Raw genomic sequence first — 20,676 nt, 5'->3', positions numbered from 1 at the left:
GGAGCGCAGGCTGGCCGTCCCGTACGCGGTCCTGATGATCGGCGCCAACGTCGTCGGCGTCGCGATCGTCTTCGCGCTGATCCGCTGGGTGCTGCCGCTGCCGGACATCGACGAGCCCGACCACGTGCAGCGCGTCACGGTCGTGTGGCTGGTCGGCTACCTCGTCTTCGCCGTGCCCGCCGGCGTCCTGTGGGTGCTGTGGTTGTTGCGCCCCGTGCTCGGGTGGCTGCGCTCCGACCGCCCGCCGACGGCCGAGGAGCAGCGGATCGTGCTGCTGACCCCCGCGCGCGAGATTGTCGTCCACGGCGTGCTTTGGGCGCTCGGCGCGGTCCTGTTCACGATCATCACCGCCCACTACAACGGCGAGCTGGCGCTGCTGGTCGCGATCACCGTCGGCCTGGCGGCGGGAGCGACCTGCTCGGTGGCCTACCTGCTCGCCCAACGCGTGCTGCGCCCCGTTGCCGCCCGCGCGCTGGCCGACACCGTGCCGGACGACCCTGCGCTACCGGGCATCACCACGCGCCTGCTGCTGACCTGGGCGCTGGGGACCGGCGTCCCGGTCCTCGGCATCACGCTGGTCGGCGCCGCCGAGCTGCACGGCACGATCGACGCGTCGGCCGACCGCGTCGCGATCACCGGCGTCGTGCTGGGCGGCGTCGGGCTGATCGTCGGCGTCGCGGTGATGGCGCTGACCGCGCGCTCGCTCGCCGACCCGCTGGACACGGTGCGCCGCGCGGTGCGCCAGGTGCAGGACGGCGAGCAGGACGTCGAGGTCGACGTCTACGACGGCTCAGAGGTCGGCCTCCTCCAGGCGGGTTTTAACCGCATGGTGTCGGGCCTGCGCGAGCGCGAGGAGCTGCGCGACCTGTTTGGCCGCCAAGTCGGCGAGGACGTCGCGCGCCAGGCGCTGGAGCGCGGGATCACGCTCGGCGGCGAGGAGCTCGACGTCGCCGTGTTGTTCATCGACCTGGTCGGGTCGACCGAGCTGGCCCACAAGCGCCCGCCGGCCGAGGTCGTCGAGTTGTTGAACGACTTCTTCGGCGTCGTGATCGACGTGGTCGACGAGCACGGCGGCACCGTCAACAAGTTCATCGGGGACGCGGCGCTCGTCGTCTTCGGCGCACCCCTGCCCCACGACGACGCCGCGGGCGCCGCGCTGGCCGCCGCCCGCACGCTGCGCGAGCGCCTCGCCGAAGCGGTCCCGCACCTGGACATCGGCATCGGCGTCTCCGCCGGGACCGCGGTCGCCGGGAACATCGGCGCCCAGCAGCGCTTCGAGTACACCGTGATCGGCGACCCGGTCAACGAGGCCTCGCGCCTGACCGAGCTGGCCAAGCAGCACGACGGCCGCGTGCTCGCGTCGCACGCGGCGATGGATCGCGCGGGCGACGACGCGGAGCGCGAGCGCTGGGCGGGCGCCGGCGAGGAGACGCTGCGCGGCCGGGCGGAGCCGACGCGGCTGGCGGCACCGCGGGCGACGGCGCCGTCGTCGTCGGAGTCCTAGAAGCGCACGACGAAGCGCGCGCCGCCGAGCGGCGAGGCCTCGACGGCGACGCTCGCCTGGTGGTGCCCGGCCTGCTGGGCGACCAGCGCGAGGCCGAGGCCGGAGCCGGGCGCGGTGGTGTCGTCGAGGCGTGCGAACGGTTCGAAGATGCGGTCGCGATCGGCGTTCGGGACGCCGGCGCCGTCATCGTCCACGATCAGCGCCGGCCCGTCGGCCTGCACCGTGACCGCGACCTGCGAACCGCCGTGGCGCACCGCGTTGGTGACGAGGTTCTCCACCACCAACCGCAGCCCGGGCTCCCATCCGTCGACGACGACCGGCTCGTCGGGCAGCGTCGCGCTGACGCCGGCGCCGGCGCGCGTGACGACCTCGTCGACCAGCTCGGTCAGGTCGACCGGCGCGTGCGCCAGCGGGCCGGTCTCGCCGCGCGCCAGTGCCTGTAGGCCGTCGAGCAGGGCGACCAGGCGCCGCTGCTGGTCGAGCGCGTCGCCGAGCATGGCGGTGCGACGCTCAGCGTCGAGATCAGGATGCCGGCGCAGCGCGGAGAGCGTCGTCTGCACCGACGTCAGCGGCGTGCGCAGCTCGTGGCCGGCGTCGGCCGCGAAGCGCCGCGTCGCCGCCAGCGCGCGCTCGCGGTCCGCCGCGCTGCGCCCCAGCCGCGCGAGCATCGCGTTGAACGACCGCGCCACCGATCGCAGCTCGGACGGCCCGCGGTCGTCAGGCACGCGCCGGTCCAAGTCCTCGTCCTGCGCGATCTCCGCGGTGACCGCGCGCAGGCGACGCAATGGCCTCAACAACACCAGCGCCGTCAACCACACCAACAACCCGACGAGCACCAGCCCGCCGAGCCCGATCAGCGCGACCCGACGCTCCAGGTCGCTGATGCGGTTCTCCAGCCCGCCGAGGCCGGAGACGACCTCAAGCCGAGCGGTGCCGCCGAGGTCCGGGTCGTCGAGCGTCGTCACGTAGGCGCGGTAGCGGCGCCCGTCGCTGGTGAACGTCGACAGGCCGCCCGGCAGTGCGCCGTGGCGCGGCGGGTTCGCGCCCGCGTCGACCAGCGACGCCTTCCCGAGCCGCACCCGCAGCGACGAACCGGTCGCGCGCAGAACCGCGTTGAGCCGCTGGTCGTCGGCGGGGACCTCGTCCTGCACTGCGGCGACCGCGGCCGGCCGGGTCAGCTCCGCGGTGCGCTTGAGCCGATCGTCCAGCGCCTCGCGCTCGGACCGGTCGATCTCATGGAACGCGGCAGCGCCCGCGGCGACCATCACCGCGGCCAGGACGAGCAGGACGCCGAGCGTCAGGCGACCGCGGAGGCTGCGCACGAGCGCTCAGCCTGGCAGATGCTCGGGACGCAAGACGAAGCCGACGCCGCGCACGGTGTGGAGCACGCGCGGCTCGCCGTCCTGCTCGAGCTTGCGGCGCACGTAGCCGACGAACACGTCCGCCACGTTGGTCCCCGGGTCGAACGTGTAGCCCCAGACTTCTTCGTGCAGGCGCGCGCGGTCGAGGATCTCGTTCGGATTGCGCAGGAACAACGCGAGCAGGTCGAACTCGCGGCGCGTGAGGTCCAGGACGCGCTCGCCGCGTGAGGCGGTGCGCGCTCGCGGGTCCAGCCGGATGTCGCCGACCACGAGCGTCTCGTCGGCGCCCGCGGGACGGCGGCGCAGCAGCGCGTGCAGCCGCGCGACGACCTCCTCCAGCGCGAACGGCTTGACCACGTAGTCGTCAGCCCCCGCCTGCAGGCCGGCGACGCGGTCGTCGACCTCGTCACGCGCCGACAGCACGCACACCGGCACCTGGTCGCCGGACGCCCGCAGGCGCTCCAGCACCTCCAAGCCGTCAAGGTCCGGCATCGAGAGGTCGAGCAGGACCACCGCCGGGTGCACGCGCGCGGCCGCTTCCAGCCCGGCGCGCCCGCCGGACGCGGGCACGACCGAGAACCCCTCCAACTCCAGCCCGGCGCTCACCGCGCGCCGGATCGCGGGGTCGTCGTCGATCAGCAGGACGACGGGACCCGCGGACGTGGCCTCACCCACGTGAGACGCTCTCGCAGTCCTTGCCCACGACGTCGGCGGCGTCGGCGATCACGCGATCCCTGCCCCCGCCGCAATGCACGGTGTCGATCTCTCCATCACGGACGTTGATGATGTCATTCCCGGCGCCGCCGAACACCTGGTCGGCCCCTGCGCCACCCGTGATGCGATCGCTGCCCGCACCGCCGAGCAGCGTGTCGTCGCCCGGACCGCCGTTGATGCGGTCGTTGCCGGCGTCGCCCGCGACCAGGTCGTTGCCGCGCCCGCCGCTGAGCTTGTCGTTGCCGCCGCCGCCATAGATCTTGTCGTTGCCCCCGCGCCCGTTGATGACGTCGGCGCTGGAGGTCCCGGTGATCTCATCCGCCTTCGGCGTGCCCGCCAGCGTCTGCGCGTGGACCACGCTGGCCGCCAGGCCGAGGAGCAGCGAGACGAGGACGACGGGGAACACGTACCGGAAGGACATCGACATGATCATGGCGCCATTTGCCCGTCGCGCGGCCTATTCCTGGCGGTCCTCACGAATCTCTCACGGAGCGTGAGGAGTAGGTGAGAGACCGCTGAGAACCCCTCCCGAACCGGTGACGCTGTGGGCATGACCTCCAAGCGCAAGATCTTCATCGGCGCCACCGCGGCGCTCGCCATGGTCCCGAGCAGCTCGGCACTGGCCGCCACGATCACCGGTGGCCCGGGCAACGAGCGCCTCCGGGGCACCAACGTCGCCGACGCGATCGACGGCAACGCCGGCAACGACCGCATCTGGGGCCGGGGCGGCGACGACCAGCTCGTCGGTGGCCTTGGCAACGACCGCATCTTCGGCGGCGCGGGCAACGACACGATCGCCGGCGTCCAGGGCAACGACTGGCTCAACGGCGGCGCGGGCGACGACACCATCTCGGGCGACGCCAACGACACCGGCGACCGCACGTCGTTTGACCGCATCTTCGGCGGTTCGGGCAACGACACGCTCAAGGGCGGCGACTCGCGCGACCGCATCTACGGCGGCAGCGGCAACGACAACTCGGTCGGCGAGAACGGCAACGACGTGATGGCCGGTGGCTCGGGCGACGACACCCAGGACGGCGGGGCGGGCAACGACCGCATCTACGCCAACCTCGGCGTCGACACCTCCAACGGCGGCGACGGCAACGACGACCTTTGGGCCTTGGCCCGCGGCGACGTCAGCGGTCCCAACGACCAGGTCGGCGACACGCTCAACGGTGGCAATGGCAATGACAAGTTCCACACCCGCGACGGCGAGGTCGACCGCATCACCTGCGGCGAAGGCAAGGACATCGCCTTGCTCGACAACGTCGACGTGATCACCGACGCCACGGCCGAGAACCCCAACGGCTCCTGCGAGAAGGTCGTCCGCAAGGACCCCAAGCCGGCCGAGACGAAGTCCGAGGACGCGCAGTCCAACCCGGCGGACGCGCAGAAGCAGTCCTAACGGGCCTGAAGTTCTCCTAGTCCTTCATCGGGAGGGACATTCGGCGGCGGGGAGGCGACCCACGGCATGGGTCGCCTCCCCCGTCGCCGTGAGAAGATCGGGCCGTGGAGCCCGCCGTCCGCCTCGTCCCGTTCTCGGCCGCGCACCTGGACGCGTTTGAGCCGATGACCCACGATCCCGATGTCCTGCGTTACACGCGCTTCCCGGATCCGCCGGAGGACACGTTCCCGCAGGAGTGGCTGGCGCGCTATGAGGTAGGGCGCGCGACCGGGACGCGGGAGCTGTTCGCGATGGTCGGACCACCGCCCGGCGACGAGCTGCTCGGCGTCGCGCTGGCCGTGGAGATGGACCGCGTCGAGGGCGTCGTCGAGCTGGGCTACCTCGTGGCGCCGAGCGCCCGCGGGCGCGGCATCGGGACGGCGGCGGTGCGTCTGCTCACGCGCTGGGCGCTGGACGAGGGGCTCACGCGGCTGGTGCTGCTGATCGACGCCGAGAACGTGGGCTCCCGCACGGTCGCCGAGCGCTCCGGCTACGTCTTCGAAGGCGTCGAGCACGACGCCGAGCTGCGCCCCGGCCGCCGCGGCGACCTGATGACCTACGCCTTCAGCAGCGCGGCCAGCGGGGCGCCCCAGGACTCCAAGTCGTCCGGCGGCGGGATCTTGTAGCCGATGTTGACGCCGACGCCGATGTCGCGCAGCGCCCACTTCGCGAAGCTCTCGGCGAAGCGCTCGTCTGGGATCGCGCAGGCGCCGGTCTGGCCCTCTTCGCAGCCGTAACCGCGCGGGATCTCGGCGTCGAGCTGCGTGTTCAGCGCCGACGGCACCAGCGCGAAGTCCACGACGTGGCCGAGCTCGTGCAGCACCAGGCGGTCGATGCCGCGCTGGCCGTGGATGCGCGAGGCGAGGCCGAGGTTGAGCGTGACCTGGTAGCGGTCGCCGGTGGTCGACTCGGTCGTGCCGACGACGCCCTCAGCGGTGCCGGCGACGACGATCGTGGCGAGGCCGTCGACGGCGGCGATCAGCTGCTGGGCCTCGGGACGGGCGTCAACGATCGCCTGTTGGATGGCGGCCTTGTCGGCCTCCGCGGTCCCAGGAGCGAAGGTGAACGTCGCCCCGCGCTCGGCGGCGCTGATCTCGCCGACCTGGCGGCTTTGGGCGCCGGCCTTGGCCTGCGGGTGGGCGCGTAGGTACAGCGCTGCGGCGAACAGGCCGACGATGACGAGCGGCACCATCCAGGTCCGCGAGTTGGTCCCCATACTTCGTGTATCGACCGCCGGCGCGCTAGCTTGGAGGAGTGCCGCTGACGGTCGACGGCCCACAGTTCGCCTACGCACTCCACCCTCTGCCGCCCAACCGCGTCGGACTCCGGCGCTGGCGGTGGGAGCTCTGGCTGGGTGCGCACATGGTCGCCGCGGGCTGGCGGCTGACCCAAGAGCACGCTGAGCGCGCGCTCTGCACCGCGGCGTCTCGGCGCGGACACGCCCAGCTGGGCCTGCACCCGCTGCGGCCTGAGCGCGCGTGGCAGACCAGCGGCCTGGCGTTCGGCGCCGAGGTGCTCCTGGATTGCGGCGCGTTCGAGTGCACGCTCGTGCCGCGCTTGCCCGGCGCGGCCGGGTGGCAGCCTGCGATGGCGGTCTGACGCCCGCCGTCGCCGATAGCCTCCGCGCCACGATGCCGTCCCTCGCCCGGCGTGCGGTAGCCCTCGGCCTCACGGCCTTGGTCCTTTACGGCGTCGCTCCCGCGATCGTCGAGGTTCTGGGCGCCTGGCCGAAGGTCGCCGACCTCAAGCCCTGGTGGTTGGCCGGGATGCTGCTCTTCGAGGCGGCGTCGTGCTGGTGCCTGTGGGAGCTTCAGGCGCTGTCGATCGGGACGCGCGACACGACCGCGGTGGCGACGTCGCAGTTGGCGGGCGGCGCGTTGGGGCGCGTGATCCCGGGCGGCGCGGCCACCGCGGCGGCCACGCAGTACAACATGCTGACCACGGCGGACGTGCCCCGTGCGGCGATCGCCACGGGCCTGGCGGCGGCGACCGTCCTGCAGATCGCGGCGCTGTGTGTGCTGCCTGCCGTGGCGCTGCCCGTGCTGCTGTTCGGGTTCACGGTCCCCGAGACGCTGCTGGAGACCGCGATCCTCGCGCTCGGGTTGTTCATCGCGATGCTCGGCCTCGGGATCGGCGTGGCCCGGAGCGAGGGGACGCTCAAGGGCGTTGGCCGCTTCGCGGTGCGCGTGTCGGCGCGACTGCCCGGCGACCGCACGCTGGCGCCGGAGTTCCCGGAGCGGTTGGTCGTCCAGCGCGACGAGGTCGTCGAGCGCCTCGGCGACCGCTTCGTGCGCGCGTGCGCGGCAGCCGTCGGACGCTGGGTCTTCGACCTGCTCGCTTTGGCCACCGCGATCCAGGCCGTCGGCGCGACCCCGCGCTTCTCCCTGGTCCTGCTCGCCTACGTCACGGCGCAGCTGCTCGCGCAGATCCCGATCACGCCCGGCGGGATCGGCGTCGTCGAGGCCGGCCTGACCGCGACCTTGGCCTTGGCCGGCGTCCGCGGCGGCGACGCGGCGGTGGCCGTGTTGGCCTACCGGTTGGTCAGCTACTGGCTCATGCTCCCGGCCGGCCTGATCGCGTGGATCGTGCACCGCCGGCGGCTTTCGGTCTCCGCAGCGACCTGAGGATCACCCGCACGGGGGAGCGGAGCGGCGTCGTGTGACCGAGATCACCATCCGGTTGCTCAAGCAACGGCCTAGCGTGTCCGACTCGCTGAACCGAACGCTGTCATGTCGCTGCTTCCCCTCTTCTCCTCCGCCGCCATCGTCATCGGCCTCGCCGCCGCCCTGCCGCAGTTGTACGCCATGGTGCGTGCCCGCTCCGCTGCGGGCCAATCGGCGCTCGGCTGGATGCTCGGTGCGACCGTCAACACGCTGATGGCCTACGTCAACTTCGTGGGCTACCACGCGACGCCGCTGGCGCTGGGCAACGTGGCGTCGCTGGCGATTTGCTTGGCGGCGGTGGGGTTGGTGGTGCGGTTCGCCGCTGAGGCCGATGTCGAGGCTGATGGTGCGGCGACCCTTGCGTTCCACGAGTTGCCGACGATGGAGTTCGTCGTGCTCCGCGAGCATGTTGAGCACGAGGCGCGGCGGCGCGACGAGCGCCGCGGCGCGTTGGTCGCTGCCTAGTTCTCCTGCGGGTTCGGTTCGCTCGGTGGGTTGTGCCGGGTGCCGGGCGCTGGGGGTTTGGCGGCGAAGGGCGTGAGGCTGTTGGGGCGTGGCGACCGCTTGGGGTGTGGATCGTCGCCTCGGCTGGCGCCGGCCGGGCTGGCTTTTGCATCAAGACATGAATCTGGGCCTCAAGTGGCGTCCGTCGACCTCGGGGTTTGAGGGTTCGGGCCCGAAGGGCGCTCGAACGGGGATCCGGGTCGTTTGAGCGTCGTATATCGACGCTAACTCGACCCGGACCTCGATTTCGAGGTGCGGGTCGCTCCGAGCTGGCATATGCAGCTCTCAGCGACCCGGATCTCCGAAACCCTGATCCCTCGAACCCCGCCGGCTGAGGGACCGCCCGGGAGGCCGAGTCTGATGTCTTGATGCGGCTGTAAATCCCCGCCGCCGGCAGTGCCCCCAACGACAATCCACACCGCTAGCGGTCGCCACGCCTCAACAGCCTCACGCCCTTCGCCGCCAAACCCCGGCGCCCCGCGCCCTACCCAGCCGGCCGAGCCTCCGCCACCGGCTCCGCATCGCCCAGCGCCGTCTCGGGCACGCCAAACGCCTCGACCAGCCCTTCGGCATGCGGCCGCAACACACCGCACAACGCGTTCACGGCCTTGATGGTGGCCTTCGAGCGCGTCGACGACAAGCGGCCATGCTCCTGGAACCACCCGCGCTCCGCCTCGATCGTGCTCAAGGCATACAAGTCGCACAACCGATCCAGCAGCCACCGCGACCCCGGATCCGCGCAGCGTTCCACCGCCGCCGCGAACTGCTCCAGCACCACGCAGTCGACGTAGGCGCGGGAGGCCGCGATGAGATGATCCTGCACATCGAGCAGCACGGCGAACGGGTCGCGGCCGGCGTCGATGCCGCCCTTCAGCCGACGGGCGACGCCCGCCTTGATGTGATCCGCCCGCCAGCGCAGCAGCTCCAGCTGAACCGCGCGGGTGCTCAGATCCTCCTGGTCATCGCGCCCCGGCAGCAGGTCGTCAGCCAAGCGCGTGAGGATCTCGCGCATCGCGGACTTCTCGGCGACGACCTCGTAACCCTGGCGCGCGAAGAACGTCGCGGTGCCGAGCGGATCCAGTTCCCCGAGCTGGTCGCGGAAGTCGGTCAGCAGGTTCTTGGCCGCGAGCTGGAGCAACACGGTGTTGTCGCCCTCGAACGTGGTGAACACGTCGGTGTCGGCCTTCAGCGCAGCGAAGCGGTTGCCCTTCAGGTAACCCATGCCGCCGCAGGCCTCGCGGCACTCCTGGATGGTGTCGGTCGCGTGCCAGGTCGCGACCGCCTTCAGGCCGGCGGCCAGCGTCTCGAGCTCGCGCCGCTCGCGCTCCAGGTCGTCGTCGGAGGTGAACACCCGATGCAACCGCGCGACCAGCTCCTCCTGGGCGAAGTGCAAGGCGTAGGTCTTGGCCAGCGGGATCAGGAGACGGCGCTGATGGGTGCGGTAGTCCATCAACACCACTTCCTCCTCGCCGGGCGGGCCGAACTGGCGGCGTGATTCGGCGTGGCGGATCGCGATCGCCTGCGCGACCTTGGTCGCGCTGATCGATGCGCCACACACGCTCACGCGGCCCATGATCAACGTGCCCAACATGGTGAAGAAGCGCTTGGTGGAGGACTCGATCGGCGACGTGTAGACGCCGTGCTCGTCGACCGTCGCGTAGCGGTCGAGCAGGTTGTCGCGCGGGACGCGGACCTGGTCGAACCAGAGGCGGCCGTTGTCGACGCCGTCCAATCCCAGCTTCGCGCCGCAGTCCTCGATCCGGACGCCCGGCAGCGCGTTGCCGTCCTCGTCGCGCAAGGGCACCAACAACGCGTGCACGCCGCGCTCCTCGCCGCCGACGCTCAGCTGGGCGAAGACCGCGGCCATGCGGCCGTCGCGCGCGGCGTTGCCGATGTAGTCCTTGCGCGCGGCGTCGTCGGGCGTGTTGATGATGAACTCGCCGGTCGCGTCGTCGTAGGTCGCGGTCGTGCCGAGCTGCTGGACGTTGGAGCCATGGCCGGTCTCGGTCATCGCGAAGCAGCCAGGCAGGCGCAGCGACGTGATGTCGCTCAGGTACCGCTCGTGGTGCTTGCGCGTCCCAAGATGCAGGACCGCGCCACCGAACAGCCCGAACTGGACGCCGCACTTGACGAGCAGGCTGAGGTCGCCAAAGGCGAGCGTCTCGAAGCCCGCGACCGAGCCGCCGACCTGGTCGCGGCCGCCGAACTCCGACGGGAAGCCACGGGCGGTCTCCCCCGCGTCGGCCAGCTCGCGGGCCCACTTCAGAACCTGCGCGCGGTGCTCCTCGAGCGGCAGGTCGGGCCGCGGCGCGTTCTCAGGCAGGCTGAGCCAGGCGCGGCAGAGGTTGCGGATCTCAGCGTGCTCGCCGTCGAGCAGCGTGCGGAGCTGCGCGAGGTCGGCGGGCGGTGCTGTCTCTGGGACGGGAGACGTGGTCGCGGCCATGCGGCACACCATTCCCTGTCCGCACCGGAACCATGTGCAACGGGCAGCGAATACGTTGCACGGCGACGATGTCGCCTCGCCAACGCCGATCCGGACCCGAGATCCTCGCCGAGCACGACGGGCTGATCGTGCAACGCGATCCGGACCGGCCGTCGGGGCGCCTGCTGCGCCAGGGCGAGATGGACGCGTCCTACATCGACCTCGCCGATCCGCGGCACCTGGAGTTCGACTACCTGCGCCGGATGCGCGACGTCGTGGAGGCGCTGCGCGCGCGGCGGATCGTGCACGTCGGCGGCGCGGGCTGCGCGCTGGCGCGAACGCTGCACGCGACCGACCGCGAGGGCGTGCGGCGTCAGGACGTGGTCGAGGTCGACGAGGCGGTCGTCGAGGTGGCCCGCGAGCACCTCGGGCTGCGGCGCGCGCCCGGGCTGAAGGTGCGGATCGCGGACGGGCGGGCGTGGGTCGCGGGGCGCCACGACGGGTCGATCGACGCGCTGTTGGTCGACGCGTTCGTGGGCGCGCGGGTGCCGCGCCATCTCGCCACGGTGGAGGCTTTACGCGATTACGCGCGGGCGGTCGCACCGGGCGGCGTCGTCGCCATCAACGTGGTGGACTCGCCGCCGATGGACGACGTGCGCGCGATCGCGTCCGGGTTGCGCGAGTCCTTCGCGGTGGTGACCGCGCTGGCCGCCGGGCCGGTGCTGCGCGCCAAGCGGCAGGGCAACGTCGTCCTGGTCGCCGGGCACGGGCCGTTGCCGCTGGAGCGCCTGCGGGTGCGCGGCGCGGCGGACGGGCGCTCGCCGGCGCAGCTCGCGGTGCCCGAAGAGGTCGCGCTGCTCTGTCGCGGGGTCCCGCCGTGGCAGGATGGAGCGTGATGCATCTCTCGCTCGCGTCCGTGTTGGAGGAGTCGGCGCTGCGGCGCCCTGACAAGGTGGCGGTGGTCGGAGGCGATTGCTCCGCGACCTACGCCGAGCTGTGGGACGCCGCGCTGAGACGGGCCGGCGCGCTGCGCGCCGCCGGTGTGCAGCCGGGCGACCGCGTCGCGCTGCTCGGCCTCAACACCATCGACTTCGTGACGGCCTACTACGGGATCCTCGCGCGCGGCGCGGTGGTCGTGCCGGTGGCGCCGATGCTGGTGCCCGAAGAGGTCGCGTTCCTGGTGCAGGACAGCGGGGCGAAGGTGGCGCTGGTGGCCGACGACCTGGCGCCGATCCTCTCCGAGTCCTCCGTCGAGGTCCTGCGCTTCTCCGATGCGTTCGCGGAGCAAGCCGAGCCGCGCCGCGAGGCCCGCGAGCCGCTCGACCCGGCCGTGCTCTTCTACACGAGCGGCACGACCGGGCGACCGAAGGGCGCGGTCCTCACGCAGCTCAACCTGGTGATGAACGCGTTCACCAATGCCTTCACGGCCAACCACATCGTCTCGGACGACGTCATGTTCGGGTGCCTGCCGTTGTTCCACACCTTCGGGCAGACGGTCGCGCTGAACGGGACGTTCCTGGTCGGCGGGACGCTGATCCTCCAAGAGCGCTTCGAGCCGGCGGCCGCGCTGTCGCTGATGGTCGAGCACGGCGTCACCGCGTTCCTCGGCGTCCCGACCATGTACATCGCGTTGCTCGCGGCGGCGAAAGCCAACGACGGCGGCCCGCTGCCGCGGCTGCGGCTCTGCGTGTCGGGCGGCGCGCCGCTGCCGGTGCGGGTGCTGGAGGAGTTCAACGACCACTTCAGCGTCACGATCCAGGAGGGCTACGGGCTGAGCGAGACCTCCCCTACAGCGACCGTCAACCAACTCGAGTTCGGCGTCGAGGCCGGGTCGATCGGGCATCCGATCTGGGGCGTGGAGGTCGCGATCGCCGACCCCGACGTTGACGATGCCATCGTGTTGAAGGACGACGGCGAGGTCGGCGAGATCGTCATCCGCGGGCACAACGTGTTCGCCGGCTACCACGGGCGCGATGAGGCGACGGCGGCCGCGATCATCGACGGGTGGTTCCGGTCCGGCGACCTCGGCACGCGCGACGAGCGCGGCTTCATCCGGATCGTGGATCGCAAGAAGGACCTCATCTTGCGCGGCGGCTACAACGTCTACCCGCGCGAGGTCGAGGAGGTTCTTGTACGCCATCCCGCAATCGCCGAGGCGGCGGTCGTCGGCGTGCCGCACGAGACGCACGGCGAGGAGGTCCTGGCGGTCGTGGTGCTGCGCGAGGACGCCGACGCGAAGGACGTTACCGAGGACGACATCTTGGAATGGGCCAGCGAGCGCGTGGCGCGCCACAAGCGCCCACGCGTCGTGCGGTTCGTCGACGAGCTGCCGCTCGGGCCGTCGCGCAAGGTGCTCAAGCGGGAGCTGCGCGACCGCTTCTCTGCGGACGCTGCCTGACGCCGGTCCGCCCGGCGCGTCGGAGCGGGTCCTGGAGCACGGACTGCAGCTCGTCCAGCGCCGTGTGCAGGTGGTCGATGAACGGCCACGCGTCCGGGATCTGGCCCTGGTCGGTGACGATCCCGAAGTCGAGGTGGTCGCGGTAGGACATCACGGTGATGTTGAGGCCGACGCCGTCGACCACCACGCTGACCGGGAACATCTGCTCCAGCTTGGCGCCCGCGCAGAACAGCGACTCGCGCGGGCCGGGGACGTTCGAGATCACCAGGTTCAGCGGCGGCCGCGTGCGCGACAAGAGGTCGATCGTCGTACGGGCGGCGAGCGCGGCGACGGCGGGCGGGATGAACGCGGTCGCGTCGGTGAGGAGGCTCGCCGGGAGCGCGGCGTGGTTGGCCTTCGCGGAGGCCAGCAGCTCATGGGCGCGGACAAGGCGTTCGCGCGGGTGGGCGACGTCGGTCGGGATCGGGACGATCAGCGCGGAGATCCGGTTGCCATAGGTGCCCTTCTCGTGAGGCGCGCGGACGGAGACGGGGACCATCGCGACCAGCGGCGTGCGCGGCAGCTCGTCGCGGTCGATCAGCCACTGCCGCACGGCGGAGGCGCAGAGCGTGACGACGACGTCGTTGACCGTGATGCCCAGCTCGTTCTTGATGTCCTTGACGGTGTCGAGCGAAAGCGAGCCGAACGCGAAGGCGCGGTGCGGCGAGATGCGGCCGTTGAACGAGGTCTTGGGCGCGCGGGCGGAGGTGATCTCCAGGATCTCGGGCGAGGTCGGCGCGCCGGCGAGGCCGCGGAGCTTGGAGAGGCCCTTGGAGAGCGCGGGCACGACCGGGAACGCGTTGGCGCCGGGGACCTCGGTGAGCGCGGGCAGCGTGGTCGGGAGCGCCTTAAGGGCCTTCAGCGGCTGGAACGGTAGACCTGCGACGCCGCGGGCGAGCATCTCGGCGTCGGACGGGACGCGTTCGCCGTGCTTGTCGCGCCGCTCGTCGGGCGGGATCTCCTTGCCCTCAGGCGACGGGTCGAGCAGGACGGAGAGGATCTCGTTGCCGCTGACGCCGTCGACGACCGCGTGGTGGACCTTGGTGAGCAGCGCGACCTTGCCGTCCGGCAGGCCGTGGATGAGGTACAGCTCCCACAGCGGGCGGGTGCGGTCCAGCGGCCGCGCGAAGATCCGGGCGACGGTGTCGGCGAGCTTGCGGTCGTCGCCGGGCGGCGGGATCGCGGACTCGCGGATGTGGAAGTCGATGTCGAAGTCCGGGTCCTCGACCCAGTAGGGCAGATCGATCCCGAGCGGCACGTTGACCAAGCGCCAGCGAAACGGCGGCAGCAGGTGCAGGCGCTCGGAGACCATCCGGCATAGGTCCTTCATCGTCAGCTCGCCGCCGGGCGCCGTGCTCGGGTCATAAACGCAGAGCGAGCCGACATGCCCGTAGGTTCGACCCGACTCGACACCGAGGAACTGCGCATCCAGGCTGGTGAGCTGCCGCATGTTCAGCAGCGTTCCCAACTCTCCCCACCCCTACCCTCCGATGCTCATGCCGCCCACGATTTGGACCATCGGCTACGAAGCGCTCCTCCCACCTGCACTGGTGAACGAGCTCCTCCACGCCGGCGTCAAGCGCCTCATCGACGTTCGCTACCGCCCGCAGTCCCGGCGCGCGGGCATGTCGAAGACGCGCCTCGGCGAGCTGCTCGGCGAGCACGGGATCGCCTATGAGCACCGCCGCGCCCTCGGCACCCCGCCCGACATCCGCTGGTTCTACAAGAACCGCCAGGAGGCCGAAGGCGCCGCGCTCTTCGCCACCCACATCGAGGAGGACGACGGCGCCGCCGCGCTGAACGAACTGGCCGCAGAGCTCCGCGCCGACGCGCCGCCCACGGCGTTGCTCTGCCTCGAAGCCGACCCCGCCGTCTGCCACCGCCGCACCATCACCGACCACCTCACGACCCGCATCCCGGACCTGCGCGTCATCGACCTCTGAAGCCGGCGGCGAGGGCGAGGATGAGGCGGTGGAAGGACTCGTCGGTGTCTTGCTTGAGGCCGAAGCCGCCGGAGGTCTCGAGGGTCGTGAAGCCGTGGACGGAGGCGCGGATGGCGCGGAGGGCGTGGATGGTGTCGTCCGGAGAGAGGTTCCAGGAGCGCAGGATGGCGGTGAGGAGGTCGAGGACGGTGCTGGCGGCTTGTTGGAGGGGTTGGTCGTCGGGTGAGGGTGCGGTGATGGCGCCGGCGGCGTAGCGGCCCGGATGGGCGATCACGTACGCCCGGTAGGCCTGGGAGGCGGCGAGGAGGGCGTCGTCGCCGGAGCGGCCGACGGCGGCGTCGCGGAGGGCGGCGGCGAGCTCGCTCAACCCCAACAGCGCGATGCCGCGGAGCAGGCCCTCGCGGCCGGCGACGTGGTTGTACAAGGACGGTGACTTGACGCCGAGCTCGGCGGCGACGCGCGACAGGGTCACCGCGTCGAGGCCTTCGGCGTCAGCGATCGTCGCCGCCGCGGCGACGACGGTGTCGTGGTCCAGTCCCGCGCGGGGCACGCGCGCCTCAGCTCGCCTTGGCGATCGCGGCGTCCATCGCGGCGGCGGGCGACTCCACGATCTTGCCGTGGCCGGGTGCGAGTCGCTGCGGGTCGAGCGCGCGCAAGGCCTTTGCCGACTCCAGCTCGGTCGCGCGGCTCCAGGTCGACAGCGCCGCCAGTGGGAACGGGAACGAGGGCTTGGCGGTCGTGCGCACGCCGCCGAGCGTGGTGTAGGCGTCGCCGCACAACAGCGTCCCGTCGCGCGTGTCGAAGAACGCCACGTGGCCGGGCGTGTGCCCCGGCGCGGCGACGACCTCCAGCGACCCGACGCGATCGCCCGCCACGAACGTCGCCGTCGGCGCCGTCTTGATCCCCGGGTAGCCGCCGCGCAGCTTGTCCTGCGGCTCGCCCGGGCGCAGCGACATGTCCGCCTTGGTCAGCAGCGGCGCATCGCGCTCGGAGATCAGGACCTCGACGCCCGGCAGCGCCGCCGCCAGCTCGTCGACCGACCCGACGTGATCGCCATGCGCGTGCGTCAGCGCGATCCGGACGATCGGCGCGCCGAGCGCCTCGGCGGCCGCCAACAGCTTCTTCCCCGCGCCCTTGATGGTGGTGTCGACGAGCGTGATGCCGTCGTCCTCCGGGACGAGGTAGGCGTTGACGAAGCCGAAGCGGGAGAAGGGGACGATGCGAGAGGTCATAGCCAAAAGACTAAGGCTCTTAGTTTTACCTGTCAAGCCGGTGAGCGACGGGCGATCAGCCGAGCGCGAACGAAGCGCGGACCGCGCCGTCCGCCGCATCCACGATCCAACGCCGATCGCCCGCGGCGAGAACCTCGTGCTCGCCGGGCTGCGCCGGCGTCTTGTGCTCGATCTCGACGTCAACGGCAGCCGGCTCAACACCCGCCAGCAGCTCGGCCTCGAGCGGCGACCAGTAGGCGGCGTTGTTGATGTGGTCGGCGACGTCGAGCTCGGTCGCGCGGAAAGTCCAGGGCGCCGAGGCGGCGCCAGACGGCGGTGCCGGATGGCGAAGACGAGCCTTGATCTCGCGCCCGGCTCCGTAGAGGTCGAGCTCAGCCGGCGTCAGCGGGAAGGGACGCCCGGACTGCGGATCGAGGTGGACCCACAGCGCGACGGCCTCGACCAGCGCCCGTCCGCCCACCGCGATCGTCGTCCGTCGCTGCGCCCACATCCGGCCGGTGCCGCTGGACCAGGTGCGGACGGTCGCCACGTCGCCGAAGCGCGGGAAGGCCTCCACCTTGATCCGCGAGCGGCGGACGACCCACAACGCGACGCCGCCCAGGCCCGCGTCGACGACGTCGTCCAGCGCCGCGTCCTGCAGCCAGCGCGCGAGCGCATCGAGGCGCACGCGGCCGCCGGGCGCGGCGTCGGCCAACCCCGCGACCACGGTCTGCTCGAAGGCGCGGCCGACACCCGGGTGTGGGACGAGCGCGTCGAAGTCAGCGTCGGCGTCGGCGGTCACGGACCGCCAAGCTAGCGCGCCGGCTTGCGCACCAGCACGAACGCGCTCGACCCGGGCCACACGCGCGCGTCGCCCGCGTAGGCGACCCGGACCTCCAGATGCGACCACGCCAGCGCGGCCTTCGGCAGCTTCAGCGTCCCGACGTACGTCGACTTCCCGCGCAGGCCGATCGACGCAACCGAGGTGATGGTCTTGCGCCCCGCCTTGGCCTTGATGGTCACGCTCAGCGCGCCCGTCGCGACCCGCGCGACGTAGCCGCGCAGCGACAGCGTGCGCCCGTCGCGCGCCAGGACCGGCCGCGACAGGGTCAGGCCCGGGCGTGACTTCGTCGGCAGGACGATCGGCGCCTGGCCCTCCACCGGCGGCGTCACGACCGGAGGGGTGACGACGGGCGGCGTCACGACCGGCGGCGTGACCACCGGCGGATCAGGATCCGGATCGGTCGTGGGCGGGTCCTCCACGACCGGCGCCGCGACGCCCGCACCGGTGATCAGCACCATCCGCGCGCCCGCCTCGGCGGTCGTCGCCAGCGTCCAGTACGCGATCGCCTGCCCGGCCATGACCGGCGTGAACGTCACGCTTACCGTGCGGGACTCGCCCGGCGCGAGCGTCAACCCGACCGGGATGCTGCCGTCGACCACGAAGCGCGCGTCGGCCGGCGGCGTCGAGGACAGGACCTTCAGCGGCGCGGAGCCGCTGTTGCGCAGCGTCAGCGACGCGTTGCGCGACGTGCCAAGCGTGACCTCGCCGAACGCGACGTCGTCGACGGCCAGCGTGCCTGCCGTGACGGCGGTGGCCGAGAGCGGCACGGCCTTGTCGCCCGCCGACGTCCTCAGCGTCAGCGATCCGCTCGCCGCGCCCGGCGCGCCCGCGGCGAACGCGGCGTGCACCGTGAGCGACCCGCCCGGCGCGATGACCGTGCCGGCGGCCGGCGCGTCGCTCACCGAGAACGGCGCGGCCGGCGCGTCGAAGCCGCTCACGGTCAGCGGCACGTCGCCGGAGTTCCCGAACGTCACGGGCACCGACCCAGACGCCCCGAGGACCACGTCACCCACGGCCGCCGAAGCCGGCGCGGTCAGCTTCGCGGGCGCCAGCGCCCGCCCGGTGACCGGCACGTTGTGCACGCCGGAGCCGTCGCTGGTCGTGATCGTCCACGCCTCGCTCGCCGTCCCCGCAGCGGCCGGCGTGTACTTCAGCGTCACCGTGCGCGACGCGCCCGCGGCGATCGAGGTCCCCTCATCGAGTCCTGCCCCCGACACCACCGTGAACTCCGCGTTAGCCGGCGGCTTGGACTTGTTGATGGTCATGGCCGAGTCCCCCGTGTTGGAGACCACGACCGACACCGTCTTGCTCTCCCCCACCACGACGTCGCCGAACGACCACCCGCTCGCAGGCGACAACCCCAACTTGGGCCCGATCCCCGCGCTGCCGCTCAACCCCACCGTCTTCGCACCGGCGGTGGTTTCGACGACCAAGTCGTCGTTGAAGTCCCCGACCGCGGTCGGCTTGTAGCGGACGGTCACGTTGACCGCCGCGCCCGGCGCGATCACCTCGCCCACCGCCGGCGCGCCTTCGACCGAGAACGGTGCGCCCGGAAGCTCGACTTCCTGAACGGTCAACGGCTGTCCGCCGCTGTTGGAGAACGTCACCACGCCCGCGCGGTCCTCCCCGATCACCGCGCCGCCGAACGACACGACCGGCGGCGTCGCGCTGAGCACCGCCGCGGCCGCCTGCCCGGTGCCGCTCAGCGAGAAGACGAACGTGCCCTTGTCGGTGGTCACGGTCAGCGTGCCCGAGGCCAGCCCGGTCGCCGTCGGCGCGAACGTCACCGGCACGTTGAGCGTCCCGCCGAGCGCGAGCTGCTTGGGCAGCCCCAGCCCACCGGTCGCGGCGCTGAACACGCCCGACCCGACCACGCCCGTCACCTTCACGGCCTCGCCCGCGGTTAGCTTCACGGTGGCGTTGCTCGTCTGGCCCAGCGTCGTGACCGGGAACGTGGTCGCCGGCGCCTGGATCGACGCCACCACTGGCGCGCCGAACGCCATGACCTCGCCATCGCGATTGCCGACGTACACACGCCCCGCGCCGATGCCCGCCATCGAGAACTTCGACGACGTGCCGATCGGGAACGACCGCTTCAACACCAACTTGCCGTTCTGGGGCACCGGGTCGTAGGCGCGCAGCTGGGAGTCGCCGCCGCCGCCGTTGGGCGACCAGACGATCCACAGCACCGCGGACCCCGATGTCGTCCCGTCCGACGTGATCACCGGCGCGCCCGAGCTGAAACCGAACGCGTCTTTGGACTGCACCGGCGCGTCGAGCGACGGCGTGCCGTTCGCGCTCACGCGGTAGCGGTAGACCTTCAGGAAGCCCGCCGAGCCCGTCGGGTCCGGGTTCTCCCCACCGCCCGGCGACGCCGTCGGGATCGCGATCCAGCCGCCGTCGCCCGGCCACACGCCCGGCCGCGACCACACGCCACCGTAGGGCCCGACGCGCGCGATGACGTCGTCGCCGCGTCCCGCGCCGTTCTGGATCCCGCCCAGGTTGTCGCGGTTCAAGAGGTACACGTAGCCCGCCTTGCCAACCGCGACGCCGACGTGCGGGAACTTGCTCGTGCCGAACAGGTCGTCGCGCAGCGCGGTCACGCCGCCCGAGGCGAAGTCCGCGTCGTAGTCGTCCAGGTGCGCCGCATCGGCCGGCGCGAAGAAGTCCATCGCCTTGAGCGTGCCGTCGGTCTGCACGGCCAGCCGGACGATCGACTCCCCGAACATGCCCGACGGCGTGTCGCTCGGGCCGACCGGCGAGCCGCCGTTGCCGGTCGAGACGAAGATCCGGCCCGGCCCATCGGACATGAGGCCCGCGCCGGACTGCCAGATGCCCGCGCCGTCGCCCTTCTCCAGCGCCGCCCAGCGCGCCTTGATCTGCCCGGTCGACGCGCTCACGCCGAAGACCCAGCCGGTGTACGGCGGGATGTCGCAGTGGCCGCCGAAGCCCGCGTAGACGACGCCGTCCAGCAGCAGCAGGCCCGGGCGCTGGAGCTCGGTCGTCGCCTGGAAGGTCTGCGGCTGGCCGCCCGGCGGCGGGTTCTGCGCCGCGCCCTCGATGCGCCGCGGGAAGCCGGTCTTCTGCGTCCCGGTCGCCAGGTCGAGGGCGTCCATGTAGTACGCCGCCTCGACGGTCGAGCCCGGCGCGTAGGTCTTGTGCGTCGTGTAGATCGTGTTGGTGGTGGTGTCGATCACCGGCGTCGACGTGATGCCGAGGTCCGGCCACAGGTCGCCGCAGCCCCACCCGATCTTCGACGCCGGAAACCACGCGCCGAGGTCCTTCTTCCACCGCACGGCGCCGGTCTCGGCGTCCAGGTTGGCGACTTGGTTGTGCTCGGTGACGACGATGACGCTGTCGCCGGTGACCAGCGGCTGGCCGTAGATCTGCCCGTCGAGCTTCTGGTACCAGAGCGACCCGAAGTTCGAGGCCGAGACGGCGTCCGGAGACAGGCGTGGCTGGTTGGGATACCAACCGTCGCGCAGGTCGTTGCCGGAGTTCGTGACCCCCGCCGCTCCTGCGCTGCTTGCAGCAGCCGCCGCCATCGCGATCCCCATCGCGACCGCGCGCAGCAGCCGACGTCCGTGTCGTCCCCTGGCCCGCACCATTGCTCAACATGGTGGCGCATC

General features: G+C 72.0%; 19 protein-coding genes. 9 read left to right on the top strand and 10 right to left on the bottom strand.

What is annotated here, in order from left to right:
- The first annotated feature begins 682 nt into the window (after window positions 1–682).
- Window positions 683–1,504, top strand: coding sequence for an adenylate/guanylate cyclase domain-containing protein (locus tag ACT01A_RS00910; RefSeq protein WP_445152782.1), 822 nt, complete (start codon window positions 683–685; stop codon window positions 1,502–1,504).
- Here ACT01A_RS00910 and ACT01A_RS00905 read toward each other — a convergent pair.
- The 3 genes from ACT01A_RS00905 to ACT01A_RS00895 are packed head-to-tail and all read right to left on the bottom strand — an operon-like array spanning window position 1,501 to window position 4,000.
- The gene (locus tag ACT01A_RS00905; RefSeq protein WP_445150355.1) at window positions 1,501–2,826 is read right to left on the bottom strand and encodes a HAMP domain-containing sensor histidine kinase; all 1,326 of its coding nucleotides are present in this window, start codon (window positions 2,824–2,826) and stop codon (window positions 1,501–1,503) included. The two genes, ACT01A_RS00910 and ACT01A_RS00905, sit on opposite strands and share 4 nt — an antisense overlap.
- 6 nt (window positions 2,827–2,832) lie before the next feature.
- The gene (locus tag ACT01A_RS00900; protein WP_445150354.1) at window positions 2,833–3,540 is read right to left on the bottom strand and encodes a response regulator transcription factor; all 708 of its coding nucleotides are present in this window, start codon (window positions 3,538–3,540) and stop codon (window positions 2,833–2,835) included.
- On the bottom strand, window positions 3,533–4,000 hold the full coding sequence (locus ACT01A_RS00895; RefSeq protein ID WP_445150353.1) for a calcium-binding protein: 468 nt from the start codon (window positions 3,998–4,000) through the stop codon (window positions 3,533–3,535). Before ACT01A_RS00895 ends, ACT01A_RS00900 begins: the two co-directional genes overlap by 8 nt.
- A 129-nt stretch (window positions 4,001–4,129) precedes the next feature.
- Between ACT01A_RS00895 and ACT01A_RS00890 the strand changes: the two genes are divergently transcribed.
- The gene (locus tag ACT01A_RS00890; protein ID WP_445150352.1) at window positions 4,130–4,984 is read left to right on the top strand and encodes a calcium-binding protein; all 855 of its coding nucleotides are present in this window, start codon (window positions 4,130–4,132) and stop codon (window positions 4,982–4,984) included.
- A 104-nt stretch (window positions 4,985–5,088) separates the two neighbouring features.
- Window positions 5,089–5,649, top strand: a complete 561-nt coding sequence (locus ACT01A_RS00885; protein ID WP_445150351.1) for a GNAT family N-acetyltransferase — start codon at window positions 5,089–5,091, stop codon at window positions 5,647–5,649.
- Here the strand turns inward: ACT01A_RS00885 and ACT01A_RS00880 are convergent.
- Window positions 5,580–6,239 carry a hypothetical protein gene (locus ACT01A_RS00880; RefSeq protein WP_445150350.1) on the bottom strand — a complete coding sequence of 220 codons (660 nt, stop codon included), beginning with the start codon at window positions 6,237–6,239 and terminating at the stop codon, window positions 5,580–5,582. The two genes, ACT01A_RS00885 and ACT01A_RS00880, sit on opposite strands and share 70 nt — an antisense overlap.
- Window positions 6,240–6,277: 38 nt before the next feature.
- Here ACT01A_RS00880 and ACT01A_RS00875 point away from each other — a divergent pair, with 38 nt between their 5' ends.
- The 3 genes from ACT01A_RS00875 to ACT01A_RS00865 all read left to right on the top strand — a co-directional run bounded on the left by ACT01A_RS00875 (window position 6,278) and on the right by ACT01A_RS00865 (window position 8,151).
- A complete protein-coding gene (locus ACT01A_RS00875; RefSeq protein WP_445150349.1) occupies window positions 6,278–6,622 on the top strand; it encodes a hypothetical protein in 345 nt (114 codons plus the stop codon).
- Window positions 6,623–6,654: 32 nt separating this feature from the next.
- Entirely contained in the window at window positions 6,655–7,647 is a 993-nt protein-coding gene (locus ACT01A_RS00870; protein WP_445150348.1) for a lysylphosphatidylglycerol synthase transmembrane domain-containing protein, read from the top strand.
- Window positions 7,648–7,752: 105 nt separating this feature from the next.
- On the top strand, window positions 7,753–8,151 hold the full coding sequence (locus ACT01A_RS00865) for a hypothetical protein (RefSeq protein WP_445150347.1): 399 nt from the start codon (window positions 7,753–7,755) through the stop codon (window positions 8,149–8,151).
- A 523-nt stretch (window positions 8,152–8,674) separates the two neighbouring features.
- Here the strand turns inward: ACT01A_RS00865 and ACT01A_RS00860 are convergent.
- On the bottom strand, window positions 8,675–10,633 hold the full coding sequence (locus ACT01A_RS00860; protein WP_445150346.1) for an acyl-CoA dehydrogenase family protein: 1,959 nt from the start codon (window positions 10,631–10,633) through the stop codon (window positions 8,675–8,677).
- Between the two features lie 68 nt (window positions 10,634–10,701).
- On the opposite strand from ACT01A_RS00860, the gene ACT01A_RS00855 reads away from it, so the two are divergent.
- Both ACT01A_RS00855 and ACT01A_RS00850 read left to right on the top strand, forming a co-directional pair.
- Entirely contained in the window at window positions 10,702–11,508 is an 807-nt protein-coding gene (locus ACT01A_RS00855; protein WP_445150345.1) for a spermidine synthase, read from the top strand.
- Window positions 11,508–13,010, top strand: coding sequence for a long-chain-fatty-acid--CoA ligase (locus ACT01A_RS00850; protein ID WP_445150344.1), 1,503 nt, complete (start codon window positions 11,508–11,510; stop codon window positions 13,008–13,010). The genes ACT01A_RS00855 and ACT01A_RS00850 overlap by 1 nt, the downstream gene beginning before the upstream one ends.
- On the opposite strand, the gene ACT01A_RS00845 is transcribed toward ACT01A_RS00850, so the two are convergent.
- Window positions 12,967–14,499 carry a WS/DGAT/MGAT family O-acyltransferase gene (locus ACT01A_RS00845; protein ID WP_445150343.1) on the bottom strand — a complete coding sequence of 511 codons (1,533 nt, stop codon included), beginning with the start codon at window positions 14,497–14,499 and terminating at the stop codon, window positions 12,967–12,969. The two genes, ACT01A_RS00850 and ACT01A_RS00845, sit on opposite strands and share 44 nt — an antisense overlap.
- Window positions 14,500–14,545: 46 nt before the next feature.
- Here ACT01A_RS00845 and ACT01A_RS00840 point away from each other — a divergent pair, with 46 nt between their 5' ends.
- Entirely contained in the window at window positions 14,546–14,992 is a 447-nt protein-coding gene (locus tag ACT01A_RS00840) for a DUF488 domain-containing protein (protein WP_445150342.1), read from the top strand.
- Here ACT01A_RS00840 and ACT01A_RS00835 read toward each other — a convergent pair.
- Genes ACT01A_RS00835 through ACT01A_RS00820 form a run of 4 tightly spaced genes read right to left on the bottom strand, consistent with a single transcriptional unit; the run spans window position 14,979 to window position 20,655 of the window.
- Window positions 14,979–15,542, bottom strand: a complete 564-nt coding sequence (locus ACT01A_RS00835) for a WHG domain-containing protein (RefSeq protein WP_445150341.1) — start codon at window positions 15,540–15,542, stop codon at window positions 14,979–14,981. The genes ACT01A_RS00840 and ACT01A_RS00835 overlap by 14 nt on opposite strands.
- A gap of 7 nt (window positions 15,543–15,549) precedes the next feature.
- Complete coding sequence (locus ACT01A_RS00830; protein ID WP_445150340.1) at window positions 15,550–16,224, bottom strand: MBL fold metallo-hydrolase; 675 nt, start codon at window positions 16,222–16,224, stop codon at window positions 15,550–15,552.
- 55 nt (window positions 16,225–16,279) lie between these two features.
- Window positions 16,280–17,005 (bottom strand): acyl-[acyl-carrier-protein] thioesterase, encoded by a 726-nt coding sequence (locus ACT01A_RS00825; protein ID WP_445150339.1) that lies wholly within the window; start codon window positions 17,003–17,005, stop codon window positions 16,280–16,282.
- Window positions 17,006–17,016: 11 nt separating this feature from the next.
- On the bottom strand, window positions 17,017–20,655 hold the full coding sequence (locus ACT01A_RS00820; RefSeq protein WP_445150338.1) for a choice-of-anchor D domain-containing protein: 3,639 nt from the start codon (window positions 20,653–20,655) through the stop codon (window positions 17,017–17,019).
- Window positions 20,656–20,676: the final 21 nt, after the last annotated feature.

The sequence above is a fragment of the Baekduia sp. Peel2402 genome (genome assembly GCF_052567285.1).
This window is presented reverse-complemented; position numbering and strand designations above follow the sequence as displayed.

Excerpts from the sequence above, each read along its gene's own strand:
- ACT01A_RS00850 (WP_445150344.1), top strand. The coding sequence starts at position 11,508 with ATGCATCTCTCGCTCGCGTCCGTGTTGGAGGAGTCGGCGCTGCGGCGC.
- ACT01A_RS00860 (WP_445150346.1), bottom strand. The coding sequence starts at position 10,633 with ATGGCCGCGACCACGTCTCCCGTCCCAGAGACAGCACCGCCCGCCGAC.
- ACT01A_RS00890 (WP_445150352.1), top strand. The coding sequence starts at position 4,130 with ATGACCTCCAAGCGCAAGATCTTCATCGGCGCCACCGCGGCGCTCGCC.
- ACT01A_RS00895 (WP_445150353.1), bottom strand. The coding sequence starts at position 4,000 with ATGTCCTTCCGGTACGTGTTCCCCGTCGTCCTCGTCTCGCTGCTCCTC.
- ACT01A_RS00910 (WP_445152782.1), top strand. The coding sequence starts at position 683 with ATGGCGCTGACCGCGCGCTCGCTCGCCGACCCGCTGGACACGGTGCGC.
- ACT01A_RS00880 (WP_445150350.1), bottom strand. The coding sequence starts at position 6,239 with ATGGGGACCAACTCGCGGACCTGGATGGTGCCGCTCGTCATCGTCGGC.
- ACT01A_RS00865 (WP_445150347.1), top strand. The coding sequence starts at position 7,753 with ATGTCGCTGCTTCCCCTCTTCTCCTCCGCCGCCATCGTCATCGGCCTC.
- ACT01A_RS00845 (WP_445150343.1), bottom strand. The coding sequence starts at position 14,499 with ATGCGGCAGCTCACCAGCCTGGATGCGCAGTTCCTCGGTGTCGAGTCG.
- ACT01A_RS00820 (WP_445150338.1), bottom strand. The coding sequence starts at position 20,655 with ATGGTGCGGGCCAGGGGACGACACGGACGTCGGCTGCTGCGCGCGGTC.
- ACT01A_RS00870 (WP_445150348.1), top strand. The coding sequence starts at position 6,655 with ATGCCGTCCCTCGCCCGGCGTGCGGTAGCCCTCGGCCTCACGGCCTTG.
- ACT01A_RS00855 (WP_445150345.1), top strand. The coding sequence starts at position 10,702 with ATGTCGCCTCGCCAACGCCGATCCGGACCCGAGATCCTCGCCGAGCAC.
- ACT01A_RS00840 (WP_445150342.1), top strand. The coding sequence starts at position 14,546 with ATGCCGCCCACGATTTGGACCATCGGCTACGAAGCGCTCCTCCCACCT.
- ACT01A_RS00830 (WP_445150340.1), bottom strand. The coding sequence starts at position 16,224 with ATGACCTCTCGCATCGTCCCCTTCTCCCGCTTCGGCTTCGTCAACGCC.